This window comes from Paracoccus alkanivorans, from assembly GCF_003697785.1.
Taxonomy (GTDB): domain Bacteria; phylum Pseudomonadota; class Alphaproteobacteria; order Rhodobacterales; family Rhodobacteraceae; genus Paracoccus; species Paracoccus alkanivorans.
Genome location: NZ_QOKZ01000001.1, coordinates 713020 through 729142 on the forward strand (window position 1 = coordinate 713020; position 16123 = coordinate 729142).

General features: G+C 61.0%; 17 protein-coding genes, 1 tRNA gene and 1 pseudogene. 15 read left to right on the top strand and 4 right to left on the bottom strand.

Features of this window, described 5'->3' with window-relative positions; translation table 11 throughout:
- Positions 1 to 173 precede the first annotated feature (173 nt).
- The 3 genes from C9E81_RS03545 to C9E81_RS03555 are packed head-to-tail and all read right to left on the bottom strand — an operon-like array spanning position 174 to position 2226.
- A complete protein-coding gene (locus C9E81_RS03545; protein WP_122110907.1) occupies positions 174 to 956 on the bottom strand; it encodes a metal ABC transporter permease in 783 nt (260 codons plus the stop codon).
- Between the two features lie 26 nt (positions 957 to 982).
- Complete coding sequence (locus tag C9E81_RS03550) at positions 983 to 1735, bottom strand: metal ABC transporter ATP-binding protein (protein ID WP_122110908.1); 753 nt, start codon at positions 1733 to 1735, stop codon at positions 983 to 985.
- Positions 1732 to 2226, bottom strand: a complete 495-nt coding sequence (locus tag C9E81_RS03555; RefSeq protein ID WP_243698476.1) for a Fur family transcriptional regulator — start codon at positions 2224 to 2226, stop codon at positions 1732 to 1734. The genes C9E81_RS03550 and C9E81_RS03555 overlap by 4 nt, the downstream gene beginning before the upstream one ends.
- Positions 2227 to 2319: 93 nt before the next feature.
- On the opposite strand from C9E81_RS03555, the gene C9E81_RS03560 reads away from it, so the two are divergent.
- Positions 2320 to 3321, top strand: coding sequence for a zinc ABC transporter substrate-binding protein (locus C9E81_RS03560; RefSeq protein WP_122110909.1), 1002 nt, complete (start codon positions 2320 to 2322; stop codon positions 3319 to 3321).
- 129 nt (positions 3322 to 3450) lie between these two features.
- The gene (gene hemP / locus C9E81_RS03565) at positions 3451 to 3627 is read left to right on the top strand and encodes a hemin uptake protein HemP (protein ID WP_122111153.1); all 177 of its coding nucleotides are present in this window, start codon (positions 3451 to 3453) and stop codon (positions 3625 to 3627) included.
- Between the two features lie 25 nt (positions 3628 to 3652).
- Here the strand turns inward: hemP and C9E81_RS03570 are convergent, their stop codons facing one another.
- A complete protein-coding gene (locus C9E81_RS03570; protein ID WP_122110910.1) occupies positions 3653 to 4876 on the bottom strand; it encodes a pseudouridine synthase in 1224 nt (407 codons plus the stop codon).
- Between the two features lie 118 nt (positions 4877 to 4994).
- Between C9E81_RS03570 and C9E81_RS03575 the strand changes: the two genes are divergently transcribed.
- The 13 genes and pseudogenes from C9E81_RS03575 (at position 4995) to C9E81_RS03635 (ending at position 16035) form a co-directional block, all read left to right on the top strand.
- The gene (locus tag C9E81_RS03575; protein ID WP_122110911.1) at positions 4995 to 5447 is read left to right on the top strand and encodes a nucleoside deaminase; all 453 of its coding nucleotides are present in this window, start codon (positions 4995 to 4997) and stop codon (positions 5445 to 5447) included.
- Positions 5444 to 6046 carry an HAD family hydrolase gene (locus tag C9E81_RS03580; RefSeq protein WP_122110912.1) on the top strand — a complete coding sequence of 201 codons (603 nt, stop codon included), beginning with the start codon at positions 5444 to 5446 and terminating at the stop codon, positions 6044 to 6046. Before C9E81_RS03575 ends, C9E81_RS03580 begins: the two co-directional genes overlap by 4 nt.
- A gap of 39 nt (positions 6047 to 6085) precedes the next feature.
- A tRNA-Gly gene (locus C9E81_RS03585) sits at positions 6086 to 6159 on the top strand.
- Between the two features lie 195 nt (positions 6160 to 6354).
- Positions 6355 to 7335: a DUF4123 domain-containing protein gene (locus tag C9E81_RS03590; protein WP_122110913.1), complete on the top strand. Its 981-nt coding sequence runs from the start codon at positions 6355 to 6357 to the stop codon at positions 7333 to 7335.
- A 1-nt stretch (position 7336) separates the two neighbouring features.
- Entirely contained in the window at positions 7337 to 9016 is a 1680-nt protein-coding gene (locus C9E81_RS03595; protein WP_147457552.1) for a hypothetical protein, read from the top strand.
- Positions 9017 to 9023: 7 nt separating this feature from the next.
- Entirely contained in the window at positions 9024 to 9263 is a 240-nt protein-coding gene (locus C9E81_RS03600; RefSeq protein ID WP_122110915.1) for a hypothetical protein, read from the top strand.
- A 35-nt stretch (positions 9264 to 9298) separates the two neighbouring features.
- Positions 9299 to 9502, top strand: coding sequence for a hypothetical protein (locus C9E81_RS03605; RefSeq protein WP_122110916.1), 204 nt, complete (start codon positions 9299 to 9301; stop codon positions 9500 to 9502).
- Positions 9503 to 9688: 186 nt separating this feature from the next.
- Positions 9689 to 9865 (top strand): annotated as a pseudogene (locus tag C9E81_RS03610) (transposase); the annotation flags it as partial.
- Positions 9866 to 10122: 257 nt separating this feature from the next.
- Complete coding sequence (locus C9E81_RS03615; RefSeq protein ID WP_208021076.1) at positions 10123 to 10599, top strand: formate dehydrogenase subunit gamma; 477 nt, start codon at positions 10123 to 10125, stop codon at positions 10597 to 10599.
- A complete protein-coding gene (locus C9E81_RS03620; protein ID WP_122110917.1) occupies positions 10596 to 12113 on the top strand; it encodes a formate dehydrogenase beta subunit in 1518 nt (505 codons plus the stop codon). Before C9E81_RS03615 ends, C9E81_RS03620 begins: the two co-directional genes overlap by 4 nt.
- Complete coding sequence (gene fdhF / locus C9E81_RS03625) at positions 12110 to 15016, top strand: formate dehydrogenase subunit alpha (protein WP_122110918.1); 2907 nt, start codon at positions 12110 to 12112, stop codon at positions 15014 to 15016. The genes C9E81_RS03620 and fdhF overlap by 4 nt, the downstream gene beginning before the upstream one ends.
- A 4-nt stretch (positions 15017 to 15020) precedes the next feature.
- Entirely contained in the window at positions 15021 to 15845 is an 825-nt protein-coding gene (fdhD, locus tag C9E81_RS03630) for a formate dehydrogenase accessory sulfurtransferase FdhD (RefSeq protein WP_122111155.1), read from the top strand.
- Positions 15835 to 16035, top strand: a complete 201-nt coding sequence (locus C9E81_RS03635; RefSeq protein WP_122110919.1) for a formate dehydrogenase subunit delta — start codon at positions 15835 to 15837, stop codon at positions 16033 to 16035. Before fdhD ends, C9E81_RS03635 begins: the two co-directional genes overlap by 11 nt.
- The last annotated feature ends 88 nt before the right edge of the window (positions 16036 to 16123 follow it).

Consider the following 16123-nt stretch of genomic DNA (forward strand, 5'->3'; position numbering starts at 1 on the left):
CTGCCGTTTCCGGCAACATCGCAGCGACAGTTACACAATCCTACGCGGTTGAAAAGCAACATTACTACTTCATCCACGCAGGCCTGCGCCCACTGTTGCATATTGGCCAACACTCCGGGCGCCGGCAGGTTCCCGTCATGCCGCCGCATTCCGGAAAATGTTGCCATTTTGCACTACCTGAAGCGAACCAACTGTACAATAATGAAAAATATGGCCGCTGCGGCCACGATCGAAGGACCGGCGGGACTGTCGATATGATAGCTGGCCGCAAGCCCGGCCAGCACCGAGAACGAGGCGATGACCGAGGCCGCGGCAGCCATTCGCTCGGGGGTCGCGGCAAATCGGCGAGCCGCCGCCGCAGGGATGATCAGCATCGCCGAAATCAGCAATGAGCCCACGATTCGAATCGCAATCGCCACCACCAGGGCAAGCGCAATCGACAGCACCAGACGTTCGAGTCGCGGGTCTATGCCCGCCGCCATTGCCAGTTCTTCGTTGACCGAGGCCGTGACCAGTTTCTGCCAGCGCCAGGCCAGCAGCGCCAGCACCGCCAGCGCCCCGGTCCAAATCCAGGCCAGATCCGCATGGCCAACAGCCAGGATATCGCCGAACAGATAGCTCGCCAGATCGACCCGCGCCGATGGCACGAAACTGATCGCGACCAGGCCGAAGGCCAGCGCCGAATGGGCGATCACCCCCAGCACCGTGTCCATTGCCTGCCCCCGAGCAGCCAGCGCGGTAACCAGAAGCGCCACGGACAGCGCCACCGTGACCGTTCCGGCATATATGGAAAGATCGAAGGCAAGGCTGAGCGCAACACCCAGAATCGCGGCATGCGCCGTCGAATCGCCGAAATAGGCCATGCGCCGCCAGACAACGAAACTGCCGAGCGGACCGGCCACCAATGCCAGCCCGAACCCGGCCAGAATCGCGCGCATCAGAAAATCGTCAAGCATTCTGTTATACCGGTCCTCAGCGGGGCTTATCCATGACTCGCGCAGTCATGCTGCGGGCCGTGATCATGGTCGTGATCGTGATGGTGGCGATAGAGTGCCAAAGTGCCCCGCGCCTCGGCACCGAACAGCGCCCGGTATTCCGGCGCATTGCCGACATCCTGCGGGGTTCCCTCGCAGCAGATATGACCGTTCAGACAGATAACGCGGTCCGAAGAACGCATGACCACCAGCAGATCGTGACTGACCATCAGCACAGCCGCACCGGTCTGGTGCCGCACGTCTTCGATGAGCCGGTAGAAGGCCACCATGCCGGGTTGGTCCAGTCCCTGGGTCGGCTCGTCCAGCACCAGCAGATGCGGATCGTGCAAAAGAGCCCGGGCCAGAAGGACGCGCTGGAACTGACCTCCGGACAGCTCGGTGAGCTGCCGGGTTTCCAGCCCTGCCACACCGGTTCGGGCAAGCGCCTTCGCGGCTTCCTCCGCACCGACCCAGTGCGGCAGCGAAAGGAAACGCCGAACCGTCATCGGAATGGTGCGGTCCAACTGCACCTGCTGCGGAACATAGCCGATGCGCAAGTCCCTGCGCCGGATGATCTTGCCCGAAACAAGTGGCATATGGCCGAGAAGCGCCCGGATAAGCGAAGACTTACCCGATCCGTTCGGTCCGACAACGGTCACGATCTCGCCCGGAGAGATACGGAAATCGATATCGCGCAGCACCGGCTCGCTTGTGCCGGGACGGTGGATGATCAGCTTTTCCGAGGTGATCAGGGCGTTCATTCCCGTCCCTCGGCACAGACAGGGCAGAGGCCGAGCGCCTCGATGGTCGCACGCTCGACCGTGAAACCCATCTCGCCCGCGGCGTCATGCAAGGTGTTGCGGACGGCGGGGGCGCTGGTTTCGGCCACCTTGTCGCATTTCCGGCAGATCAGGAAAACCGGAGCATGCTCCTCGCCCGGATGCAGGCAGGCCGCAAAGGCATTGAGTCGTTGCAGGCGGTGTGCAAGGCCGTGCTCGACAAGAAATTCCAGCGCCCGATACGCCACCGGAGGCTGACGTCCGAAGCCATCCTCGGCCAGCCGGTCCAGCACCTCATAGGCACCCATGGCGCGATGCGTCTCCAGCAGGATCTCCAATGTGCGCCGACGGACGGGAGTCATCCGGGCGCCCTGCTGACTTATCCATTCTTCGGCCTCTGCCAGCGCCCGCGATTGACAGGCCGCATGATCATGCGGAGCGAAGGTTTCGCCATAATCTGAATCTTCGTGCAATTTGTTACCTTATCACAGATCGCTTGACTTGTTATTACATAACATGAGAAGAGCTTCGCCCGCAACATGCCCCCAATCGACAAGGAACCTATCATGCGCCTGACAATTTCTACCGCGATGCTATCGCTGCTTGCCATGCCCGCATTGGCGGAGCCGCCTCAGATCGTCACCGATATTCCCGTCACCGGCTCGCTTGTCCAGCAGGTTCTGGGCGATCTTGGAGAGGTTCGCGTGCTGATCAACGAGGGTTCCGATCCGCATCACTTCCAGCTTCGTCCTTCGGATGCAAAGGCACTGCAATCGGCGGATTTGCTGGTCTGGATCGGCCCGGAACTGACCCCGTGGCTGGAACGCGCGACCGGGAATCTTGGGGAAGGCGAGGCGATATCGCTACTGCATGCGCCGGGAACGCATCTTCGGGAATTCGGCGCGGGTCATGATGATCATGAGCATGACCACGATCACGGGCATGAGCATGAGCACGAGCATGAGCATGAGCATGCGGGCGAGCACGAACATGAGGAACATGCAGAGGATCAAGGCGAAGAAGCTCATGGTCACGATCATGACGGGACCGATCCACATGCGTGGCTTGACCCCGCCAACGCTCAGCTATGGCTGACAGTCATCGCCGAAGAACTGGCCAGCCGCGATCCCGGAAATGCCGAAACCTATGCATCGAATGCGGAAGCCGCCATCAGGGAAATCGACGAATTGGAGCAGCAGATCGCTACCCGGCTCGAACCGGCCCGGGACCGCGACTTCGTCGTTTTCCATGATGCCTATGGCTATTTCACCGCGCATTTCGGGCTCAAGCCCGCTATCGCCGTTTCCCTTGGGGACGCATCGTCGCCTTCGGCGGCGCGACTGAGCGAGATCTCGGCCAAGGTCACCGAATCAGGGGCGGAATGCGCTTTTCCCGAATATGGCCACGACCCGGCTCTGATCGGCAGTGCGACCGAGGGCAGTGATATACGGGTCGGAGCGGAACTCGATCCGGCAGGCCGGGGGCTGGAAGCAGGTGCGGAGCTTTACGGAAACTTGCTGGAAAATATGGGGGAGGCGCTGGCCGATTGTCTGACGGCAAAGGGCTGACGAATACCCAAGCGGCGATGCCATGCAACGGATATCGCCGCTTTTTTTATTTCCGACTCTTTTCCTTTGACAAATCAAAGTAAATTAGTCAGCTTTATGCCGGAACCACTTTCAGGAATGAGGCTGACCATGACCGCAACACGCCCTGCCGACTTCGCCCGCCCCGGAACCAGCGTTCTGGCCCGGCTGCCACAGCATGACGCCACCGAACTGACCCGTGGTGGAAACCAGGCGCTGATCGTGCTGGATGAGCAGGTCTATCAACTGCGCATCACGCGCGCGGGAAAGCTGATCCTGACCAAGTAAAAGGGGGCGCTTTCGCGCCCCGGTATCAGCCCTTGGGCCTGCCGCGCGGCTTTCCCGCAGGACGTCCGCCCGGCTTGCCGGATGGCCGTCCGGCAGGTTTTCCGCCGAATGGCTTTCCGGCCCCGCCTTTGCCGGCTCCGCGTGGACCCTTGAAGTCCGGCTTACCCGAAAATTTGCGCGAACCCTGTCCTCCGGCGGGTTTCGCGCCAAAGCTGCGCCGCGGGCGATCGCCCGCCGTGCCGTCCCCGGCGCGGGAATTGCTCGTCGTTTCCCTCTTGCTCCATGACTTGCCGCCCTGCGCCGGGCGATCCTCGTCCGGCTTCGATCCGGCTCGAAACTTCCGGGGCACACCGCCCTCGCCCTCTGCACGGCGCGGAAGCCTGTCGTTGCCACGGAACGGGCGGCCCGTTTCGGGACGGGCATTGTCCTTGCTGCGCGGCTTGCGCGGCGCTTCGGCACCTCGAGGACGGATTTCGCGTTCCTTTTCGGACGCTTCACCGGTCAGCAGACCGCCAAGCTGGTCGCGAAGCACGCGGCGCTTGACCTCGGTCACCTCGTTCTTCTCCATGCCGGTCAGACGAAACGGGCCATAACCGACCCGAATCAGCCGGTTCACCTGCAAGCCGATATGGGCCATGGCCCGCCTGATCTCGCGGTTCCTGCCCTCGCGGATACCCACGGTCAGCCAGGCATTTGCACCTTGCTGACTGTCCAGCTTGATCTCCATCGGCGCGAATTCCTCGCCGTCGATGGTCACGCCCCGGCGCAGCGGCGCGAAGGTCAGGTCATTCGGCGTGCCATTGACCCGCACACGGTAACGGCGCAGCCAGCCTGTCGAGGGCAATTCTAACTGCCGCTTCAACTCGCCGTCATTGGTCAGTAAAAGCAGCCCCTCGGAATTAAGATCCAGCCTGCCGATGGTCATAACCCGGGGCAGATCACGGGGCAGTGCGTCGAACACGGTCTGGCGCCCCTTTTCATCCGCCTCGGTCGTCACGAGCCCGACCGGTTTGTAATACAGCCACAGCCGGGTTTCCTGCGGCTCGTCCAGTTTCTTGCCGTCAACCGTGACACGATCCGAGGGCAACACGTCCAAGGCCGGGCTGGCGATCTTTTCGCCGTTCACGGTGACACGGCCCTCAAGGATCATCCGCTCTGCCTCGCGGCGGCTGGCGAGGCCTGCGCGCGCGATCACCTTGGCGATGCGTTCGGCGGTGGGTTTGCTATTATTGTCGGGGCTGTCGGTCATGGCGAGTTCTCCTGCGCATCGCTGCGGTGGCAAAGAAAGCCTCTTACGCCCAATCTTTGCTGCGGGGAAGGTTCTTTTCACCGCTTGCACCGTCAGGCCCGGCTTGCGACAAGCGGATATGGCGGGTTTCACATCCCATATGGCACAGGCTTTGGCAGAGGCGCGAGCGGCGGCGGAGCGCGGCGAGGTTCCCGTCGGCGCTGTCATCACCGACCCCGGCGGACAGGTGATCGCGGCTGCCGGGAACCGGACGCGCGAATTGTCCGATCCCACTGCCCATGCCGAGATACTGGCGATTCGCGCCGCGTGTGCGGCAGCCGGATCCGAGCGCCTGCCCGGTCATGGCCTGTGGGTTACGCTGGAGCCCTGCCCCATGTGCGCGGCGGCCATCTCGGCTGCTCGAATCGCCGCATTATACTACGGCGCGGAAGATATCCGGATGGGCGGGGTCGCGCATGGCGCACGGGTTTTCGATCATCCGCAATGCCATCACCGCCCGCAGGTCTATGACGGGATCGGCGCTCACGAGGCTCGTGTCCTACTGCAAGCATTCTTTGAGGAGCGCCGATGAAGCATATTGTTTTCGACCTGGGACAGGTTCTGATCGAATGGACACCCGAGCCCGCATTCAACGGACATTTCAACGACATTGCCGCGATCCGCGACTGGATGGCGCGGGTGGATTTCGACGGATGGAACCGATTGCAGGATGGTGGCCGTCCGCTGGCCGAAGGATTGGCGGCAGCGCGCCAAGCCTATGGAGAGGATGCCGCCCCGCTGGAAAGCTATACCGCGAATTTTCCCCGCACGATAGCGAGACCGGTTCCCGGTAGCTGGGAGATCGCCGAAGCGTTGAGAGCGGCGGGACACCGGCTATTCGCGATCACCAATTGGTCGCATGACAACTGGCCCGCCGCGCTGGACGGCTATCCGCGCCTCGGGACTCTGTTCGAGGATATCGTGGTGTCGGGAACAGAGAGGTTGCTGAAACCAGAGCCGGAAATCTATCTGACACTGACTCGCCGCAACGGAATCGCGGCGCAGGACTGTATCTTCATCGATGACAGCGCCTTGAATGTTCAGGGCGCGCGGGCCGTGGGAATGGACGCGGTCCGGTTCACCGATAGCGAGACTTTGCGCATCGCTTTGAAGGAACGGGGCATCGGATAGCTTGCACCTTGCCGCCCGGCCTTTTATACGGGGCATATTGCGGGTGTAGCTCAATGGTAGAGCAGCAGCCTTCCAAGCTGAATACGTGGGTTCGATTCCCATCACCCGCTCCACCAATCTTCACATTATCGCTTTATATCGACGCGGTAACGCCAAGCGTGTCCCACGCAGGATTCACCGATGGGACACTGCGGAACCGTAACCTATTCGACTCGCCCCCTTTCTGCATGACCCTGATCGTCAATGTTCCGCCGTAGTTCTGGTTCGGCTATAGTGAGCGGATATTTTGAGGATTTCGTGATTCGCTAATGTTGTTGCATCAAGTTCCTATTCGTAATGACGCCTCCAAACCTTCCGAACTGACTATTCTGGCAGAAGCCGTTCCCGATGCCCCTCCCGCTCTGCTGAAGCAACTGTACGGTCCAGAAGCCCCTTCCCGTGTCTATATGCTGGTAGACGGGGTGTTGCGCAGCGAAGTAGCCGGAATTTTCGATCTGGACAGCATCGGCCTTCCTGCCCATTGCCTGTTCGAAGGGGACGCACTGGAAGCCGGACCTTGGCTGGTCGACATGTCGATCGGCGAGTCCGGAAATCCCAGCATCCTCCCCTTTCACCGAAAGTTCTTTACCGAGCATTGGCCGATTGGAACCAGCCTGCTGATCCAGACAGATGCGTCCTCCATGGAGGTACGCCAGCATTTGCGTCGTTTTACCAAGCTGCCGGTACAGGATGATGGCAAGTGGCGGCTATTCCGGTTCTGGGATCCGCGCGTCCTATCCCCTTTCCTGCAAGCGATTGCCGAAGACGCACCTCGTCTGCGGCGGATGATGCTAACCGATGACGGAAAGGAACTGCATTACATCATTCGCGATGGCGAAATAGATGTTCGGCTTTCTCCTGAGACCGAGAAACTGATCAAGACGCCAGTCACGCCAATGCGCCTTCATTTTTCGGATTTCGACCCCATTGCTCGGACCCGGGCGGCAGATCGCCGGAAGCGCATGGCGGAGCGAATTCGAGCAGATTTCACTCAGGAATTGGAACACAGGCCAGCCAAAGCCATTGAAGCAGCTGTAGAGCATGCCATGCGGCATTTCGGGGCTTATGGCTTTCGCAATCACGCCTATCTGCATTTCTTTGCGGCCTGGACTGTTTTCTATGGGCCCGGTTTTGAGACCCGCGATCCGGCAGGGACGCTGGAAGAAATCTGCCGGTCTACTGCGCCAGAAGCTGAGCGGTTCAGGGCGTTTCGTGTCAGGTTCGAGAGCTTCAAGATGAGAGCCGCCTGATATGTCGCCGCGTACACCGCCCGATCCCGCTGAAATCTCAACCCGCTCCGAACGCAGCGCATATGCCGAGGCGATACCGCCCGGTGATGTGACAGCGCCTTGTCGAGGGCCGGTAAGGGTTTGCGCCTATTACGACGATCCGTGGAAAACACCGGTGACCATGGTGCCATTGCGCATTACGGACCAGGATGGCGTGATCCTGGATGGCGGTGCCCGTACGCAAGGCTTACCCAGCTTCGGAATGCAGGATGGGCAGGAGATTGACGGAGTGCGCCCGGAACTGGGCAGGTTCGCCTTCAACGATGCAAAGCGCGGGACGGTGACCGCCGAACTGGTAGCGGACGCCTCTGCTCCCGCCCAGATCGCGGATCTGGAAGCCCAGATTATTGAGGACTTACGCGCCTTCGCCGCCAGCATGGAAACCGCGCTTCAGCCCTGGGTTCGTGACTGGGAGGATTCCGGCTGGTGGGGTGTCGTCTCATCCGTGTGGGCGGGGGCCAAAAACGGTGCAATCGCCTGGTGGGAGGGCGAAGGTGAGTTCTGGTCGGCAGTCTGGGACTGGTTCGCTGGCCTACCGGAGATGGCAGGCGAGGCATGGGACAGCCTCACGGAAGGGGCGAAGGCCCTATGGGAAAACAAAGAACAAATTCTCCGTCTCTTGCAGGATCTGGCCGAGGGGTCGGTCGTCGCATTCCGGCAGGGCCTCGAAGCACTGGGCCGAGCTTTGGCGAGCATTCCGGGCTTGGAGGAGATTGCCGACTTGCTTCGTCTTCTGGTCCAGCAAAGTGCCGAATGGATGGGGGCTTTGTACGAGATGGCCAGAACCGAGGTTCTCAAGGTTCTGGGCGCGACGCTGCTAGGCGTGGTAATGGCAACCACACCGAACTTCTGGGCGGAGATGGTTGGCACGGCGGGTGGCTATCTGATCCCGGAAATCATTCTGGCTATCATCTTCGCATTCATTGCATTCTTTACCGGCGGTACCGGCGGGGCTGCACTCGCCGCGCGATTGAGTGTGTTTGTTGGGAAAGTAGCGACGAAGCTACGGGCTGCCGGGCCCGCCGGGGCGGTAATCCTGCGGATGTTTGGGGCGGTTGACGCTGTTGGCGGGAAGATGGTCAGCCTCGTTAAGGCGTTGAAACGGAACATCGCTGAGGAAGCAAAAGGCTCCACAAACGAAGTAATTGATATTAGACGTCCCATAGTACGTAAGAGCTCTCTCTCCCCTGAAAAAACCAAGGAAATACTGGATACTCCGAAAGGCAGTAGGCCCGATCCGTCAACCTATATGTCACAAGCGGAAATTGATGAGCATCTCGCGCAATTTGACGACGGGGCGGTCCGCTTCGCTGACGTTGAATCCATGGAGAAATATGGAACGGCTGGCCCCCCCGGAGGATTTGTGATGCCAAAATCTGAATTTGAGCAAATGCTGTCAGATGCAGGCGGCAACCTTGGCGTCATGGAAGAGAAGCTCGGTTTCGATCCCGGGCATCTGACGGGCGGCAAATATCAGCCTGTTCTTATCGAAGCGGAGGACTTCAATGGAATTCGAATCCCGTCAGGGAATGAGGGTGGTGCAAACGACTTCTGGCTCCCGGGAGGCTATACATCTGGCGGAATGCCTGAAGCTGTAATGGACTTTGATGGTGTTGACTTTACACCGATAATACTTGACTGAGGTAGGCATGAAGCTCGGAAAAAAAATCTCAGGTTCCAAACGGAAAGAAGTGATCTTCGAGCCGAACAGAATACTTGGCCCTACATGGTCCATCGAAAAAGTTGGCGATCGGTATATCTATGAGTACATGTCCGGTGGTTTAGCTGGCGGCCTAAAGCGCCACGAAATAACGAAAGCTGACTTTGAAGATGTGCGCGCAGGGCGTATGAGCGATTACGATTTGCTGCTCAAATATCATTTAAGCTGACAGCCAAAACCGCCGAGCGAGCGACAAGGCAAAGCATGAACATCGATGAAATGCAGCGGTATCTCAGCGCCCATGGCGTCGAAGAAGGAGAACTTTATACGCTTGGAAGGCTCGGCGGCGGAGAGGTTGATGGCATTGAGAAAATCGACGGGAAATGGTTCACGTATTTTAGCGAAAGGGGAAAAAAAGAAACTATGCGGAACGCGCAAGTGAAGCCGAAGCGTGCGAATATGTGGTGAAGCGTGCTGAAGACTTTGCGCGTCGTTTAGGAATCTGGAAGAATACCTGACTGAACCTTGGCAAGCCCGTAGTTTGCAGCTCGGCATGGGCTGCTCTTTATACTAGCCGCGTACCCACTTCCACGGCTTTGTTGCGCAAAGGGTTGACGGGATTCATCTTGTGAATCCAGCGTGATACCTTTGGGCATGAGCAGCTGGACCCCGACGAAATACAAGACCACGAACTGGTCGTTCTATAATTCCGCCCCGAAGCGCCGTGGCTCGCTGACCATCTGGTTTGATCCATCGATGATCTGGTCGCCGCCTCCAAGCGGCAAACGAGGCCGCCAGCAAGCTTACAGCGATGCCGCCATCCAGGTTTGCCATGGTGGCCTCCGCTTCTGAGCGCTGGAACGCCCTGATCGGATGCCCCGCCTGCGGATTTTGGACCACCGGATCCCGCGCCTGCATCACGACGGAATTAAGCCGCGCTTCTGCGCCGGGAAGGCGGATTTTGGCATGCGTGATGTCAGGTTCAAAGTTCACAATAGAAAATTACTATCAATTAACGGAATATCAATATTGATTTTGTATTGAATGATCGTGATTCTGGCATTCGAAGCAAATTCGAAAGGCCAGCCATGCAAGTGAATGCGCCAGCGCCGACCGAAGAGGACATCCGCGCCATTATTGTGCCGCTTGCCTCTCTGGAAGGGCCACTTCTGCCAATGTTGCACGCGTTGCAGGACAGTTACGGACACGTACCGCAGACCGCCGTGCCGGTTCTTGCCGATGTGCTGAATCTCGGGCGTGCCGAAGTTCACGGGGTTATCAGCTTTTATCATGATTTCCGCGATGCGCCTGCCGGTCGGCATGTGCTCAGGATCTGCCGGGCAGAGGCCTGCCAGTCGATGGGTGCCAACTCGCTGGCGGAATCCACGTTCAGGAAACTGGGTATCAGCTGGCACGATACAACCAGAAATGGCGCCGTGACGGTCGAGCCTGTTTATTGCCTGGGGCTTTGTGCCTGCGCCCCGGCAGTGATGCTGGATGACCGGGTTGTCGGGCGCGTGGACGACGCCCGCATGGACAAGCTGCTGAGCGAGGCGGGCGCATGAAGATCTATGTTCCCATAGACAGTGCCGCCAAGGCGCTTGGTGCCGACGAGGTGGCCGAAACAATCGCTCGCGAGGCCAAGTCGCGCGGGATCGAGGCCCGGATCATTCGCAACGGCACGCGCGGGATGATCTGGCTTGAACCGCTGGTCGAGATCGATCAGGGACAGGGCCGGATCGGCTATGGACCGGTGACGCCCGAGGATGTGCCTGCGCTGCTGGACGGCAAGCTGGACAGTCTTGGCCCGGTCGAGGAGATCCCCTTCTTCGCCCGCCAGACCCGGCTGACATTTGCCCGTTGCGGCGTGATCGACCCTCTGGATCTGGACGATTACCGGGCGCATGGCGGATTGGCCGGTTTGCGCCGTGCCGCTGCCATGTCACAGGCGGATATCATTGCCGAAGTCACCAAAAGCGGCCTGCGCGGCCGTGGCGGTGCAGGCTTTCCCACCGGCATCAAGTGGAAGACGGTAATGGAGGCCGAGGCACCGCAAAAATACATCGTCTGCAATGCCGATGAGGGCGATAGCGGCACATTTGCCGACCGGATGATCATGGAGGGTGATCCCTTCACCCTGATCGAGGGGATGGCGATTGCCGGTCTCGGGGTCGGTGCGACCAGGGGCTATGTCTATCTGCGCTCGGAATATCCCGATGCCATCCGGGTAATGAACGAGGCCGTGCGGATTGCCCGGCGGAACGGCGTGCTGGGGCCGGATGTGCTGGACTCGGGCCGTGCGTTCGACATGGAGATCCGCATGGGTGCGGGTGCATATGTCTGCGGCGAGGAAACCTCGCTGCTCAACAGCCTCGAAGGCAAGCGTGGCGTGGTTCGCGCCAAGCCGCCCCTGCCCGCGCTGGAGGGGTTCCTCGGCAGGCCGACCGTGGTGAACAATGTCATCAGCCTCGCCACGGTGCCGGTGATCTTCGAGAAAGGAGCACAGACCTATGCCGATCTCGGCATCGGTCGCTCGCGCGGGACCGTAACCCTGCAGATTGCCGGGAATGTCCGCCATGGCGGGCTCTTCGAGACCGGGTTCGGCGTGACCCTGGGCGAGATCGTCAACGAGATCGGTGGCGGCACCGCTTCTGGCCGCCCGGTCAAGGCGGTGCAGGTGGGCGGGCCTCTGGGTGCCTATATGCCTGCCAACAAGTTCGACACGCCGACGGGTTACGAGGAATTCGACCGCAACGGCGGGCTGATCGGCCATGCCGGGCTGGTGGTGTTCGACGACAGTGCCGACATGCTGAAGATGGCCCGCTTCGCGATGGAGTTCTGCGCCGTCGAAAGCTGCGGCAAATGCACGCCCTGCCGGATCGGTGCGGTGCGCGGGGTCGAGACCATCGACCGCATTGCCGAGGGCGACATGGCCGCGACCGAATTGCTGACCGATCTTTGTGAAACCATGAAGGATGGTTCCCTCTGCGCGCTCGGGGGTTTTACACCCCTGCCCGTCATGTCCGCGCTGACCCATTTCCCCGACGATTTCGCCTGCCACAAGGAGGCCGCCGAATGAAGGATTTCATCATTCCCGCATTTCCGCCCGGTGACGACCGCGACATGGGCACTCCGGCACGGACCGGCGCGCCGGTCACGCTGACCGTCGATGGTTTCCCGATCACCGTTCCCGAGGGAACATCCGTCATGCGCGCCTGCGCCGAGGCGGGAATACAGGTGCCCAAGCTTTGCGCGACCGACAGCGTCGAGGCGTTCGGCTCTTGCCGCCTCTGCGTCGTCGAGATCGAGGGGCGGCGCGGCACGCCCGCCTCCTGCACCACGCCAGTGGCCGAGGGGATGGTCGTGCATACCCAATCCGACAAGCTGCGCCGGATGCGCAAGGGCGTGATGGAGCTGTATATCAGCGACCATCCGCTCGATTGCCTGACCTGCGCCGCCAATGGCGATTGCGAGTTGCAGGACATGGCCGGGGCCGTGGGGTTGCGCGATGTGCGCTACAAGGCGCCCGAGAATGGCGGGCTGGCCAACCACTTTGCACAGCGCGACGGGGCCGGGCCGAATGCCAGCTATATCCCCAAGGATGAGAGCAATCCCTATTTCACCTATGATCCCTCGAAATGCATCGTATGTTCGCGCTGCGTGCGCGCCTGCGAAGAGGTGCAGGGCACTTTCGCCCTGACCATCGAGGGCCGCGGCTTTGGCAGCCGGGTCAGTGCCGGGGCTGCGGGCGACGATTTCATGGCTTCGGATTGTGTCAGTTGCGGCGCCTGCGTGCAGGCCTGCCCGACCGCCACCCTGCAGGAGAAATCGGTGATCGAGCTGGGCACGCCCGAGCGGTCCGTCGTCACCACCTGCGCCTATTGCGGGGTGGGCTGCAATTTCAAGGCAGAGCTGAATGGCGACGAACTGGTGCGCATGGTGCCCTACAAGCACGGCAAGGCGAACCGGGGCCATAGTTGCGTCAAGGGCCGCTTCGCCTATGGCTATGCCCATCACAAGGACCGCATCCTGAAACCCATGATCCGCGAGACCACCGAGGAACCGTGGCGCGAGGTCGATTGGGACGAGGCACTGGCCTTCGCCGCCGCGAAGATGCGTGGGCTGCAGCAGAAATACGGCCGCAAGTCGATCGGCGTGATCACCTCCAGCCGCTGCACCAACGAAGAAACCTATCTGGTGCAGAAACTGGCCCGCGCCGTGTTCGGCAACAACAACACCGACACCTGCGCCCGCGTCTGCCATTCGCCCACCGGATATGGATTGGGCAAGACCTATGGCACCTCTGCCGGCACGCAGGATTTCGACAGCGTGATGCAGTCCGACGTGATCATGATCATCGGTGCCAATCCCACAGATGCCCATCCGGTCTTTGCCTCGCGGATGAAAAAGCGCGTGCGGCAGGGGGCGAAGGTGATCGTGGTGGATCCGCGCCGGATCGACATGGTGCGCTCCACCCATATCGAGGCAACCCACCACCTGCCGCTGCGCCCGGGCACCAATGTCGCCATCGTCACCGCCATGGCGCATGTGATCGTGACCGAGGGACTGCATGACGAGGCCTTCATCCGCGAGCGCTGCGATTGGGACGAGTTCCAGCATTATGCCGATTTCGTCAGCGACCCGCGGCATGCGCCGGAAGCGATCGAGATGCTGACTGGCGTTCCCGCCACCGAATTGCGCGCGGCGGCGCGGCTTTACGCGACGGGCGGCAATGGCGCGATCTATTACGGTTTGGGCGTGACCGAGCATAGCCAGGGCTCGACCACCGTCATGGGGATCGCCAACCTCGCCATGCTGACCGGCAATATCGGGCGTGAAGGCGTGGGCGTGAACCCATTGCGGGGCCAGAACAATGTGCAGGGCTCCTGCGATATGGGGTCGTTCCCGCATGAATTGCCGGGCTATCGCCATGTCAAGCTGCCCGATGTACGGGCGATCTACGAGCAGGCATGGGGCGTCGAGATCGACCCGGAACCGGGCCTGCGCATTCCCAACATGCTGGATGCCGCCGTTGAGGGCAGGTTCAAGGGGCTTTATTGCCAGGGCGAGGATATCCTGCAATCGGATCCCGACACCCACCATGTCGCGGCCGGGCTGGCAGCGATGGAATGTGTGATCGTCCATGATCTCTTCCTGAACGAGACGGCCAATTACGCCCATGTCTTCCTGCCGGGCTCTACCTTTTTGGAGAAGGACGGCACCTTCACCAATGCCGAACGGCGCATCAATCCCGTCCGCAAGGTAATGGCGCCGAAAAACGGTTACGAAGATTGGGAGGTGACGCAGATGCTGGCCAATGCGATGGGGGCTGGCTGGCACTATACCCATCCCAGCCAGATCATGGACGAGATCGCCGCGACCACGCCCAGCTTCGCCGGTGTCAGCTTCGAGCTGCTCGAGGAAAAGGGATCGGTGCAATGGCCCTGTAACGAGGCTGCGCCCGAAGGCACGCCGATGATGCATGTCGACGGCTTCATGTCGGGCAAGGGGCATTTCATGGTGACGGAATATATCGCCACCGATGAACGCACCGGCCCGCGCTTTCCCCTGTTGCTGACCACGGGAAGGATCCTGTCGCAATACAATGTTGGCGCACAGACGAGGCGCACCGCCAATTCGGCCTGGCATTCCGAGGATATCCTGGAAATCCACCCCCATGATGCCGAGCAACGCGGCGTCAAGGAGGGCGATTGGGTGCGGCTGGCCTCGCGCGCGGGCGAGACGACATTGCGCGCGACATTGACCGAGCGCGTGGCGGCGGGCGTGGTTTATACCACCTTCCACCACCCCGAAACTCAGGCCAATGTGGTCACCACCGATTTCTCGGACTGGGCGACGAACTGCCCCGAATACAAAGTGACCGCCGTGCAGGTCAGCCCGTCGAACGGGCCTTCGGAATGGCAGGAAAGCTATGGCCGGCAGGCAGAGCAGTCGCGCCGCATCCTGCCGGCGGCGGAGTGATGCGATGATCGGCACGAAACCCTCCGGAACGGTGCCGGCGACTCGTGTCCATGCGGAAGGCTCCGTCTTTGCCCACCGGACGCTACCCGAAGAGACCCCGGTCGCGATGGTCTATGACGGCACCACCCATGCGGTGATGATGGCCTCGCCCGCCGATATCGAGGATTTTGCGGCGGGCTTTTCCCTGACCGAGGGGATCGTGACGCGTATTGACCAGATCGCTTCATCCGAGACGATCGCTCATGACAGGGGAATCGAGGCGCGGATCTGGCTGAGCGGTCCCCGTGCCAAGGCGCTGACCGCCCGCCGCCGGACGTTAGCCGGCCCGGTCGGCTGCGGATTATGTGGGATCGACAGCCTCGAACAGGCCACCCGCCCGTTGCCGGCTTTGCACCGGCAAGGCCCGGTGCTAACCGCCGACGAGATCGCCTCTGCCACCGATCAGCTATGCGATTGGCAGCCTCTGCATGATCTTACCCATGGCGTTCACGCGGCGGGTTTCCTGTTGCCGGGCCGGGGTGTGATCCTTGCGCGCGAGGATGTCGGCCGTCACAACGCCCTGGACAAGCTCGTCGGTGCACTGGCGCGGCAAGGGCTGGATGCGGGACGAGGTGCCGTTGTGCTTACCAGTCGTGTGTCGGTGGAAATGGTTCAGAAATGCGCCATGGCCGCCTGCACCATCCTGATCGCCGCCTCGGCCCCCACATTGCACGCCCTCCGCCTCGCCGAAGAAGCCGGGATCACAGTCGCGGGTTTCACCCGTGGCGGCAGCTTCGATATTTTTTCCCATCCTCAGCGTCTGAAAAACGAGACTCGCCATGTCGCCTGAAAAGCTGGTCATGATGGCCAACCAGATCTCCCTGTTCTTCAGCACCCAACCCGGAGATGCCGCAGACAAGATCGCCGATCATCTCAAGGATTTCTGGGAGCCCGGGATGCGCGCCCAATTACTGCAATATGTCGAGGCCGGCGGCGAGGGGCTGCAACCTTCTGTCAAGGAAGCCGCCAGGCGGCTGTGAGGCCAATCCGGATCAACACGGTAGCCCACCACATCACATACGCAGATCTTTCCGGGGCACCCGGCGGTCACCGGCATAGGTCCAGGTC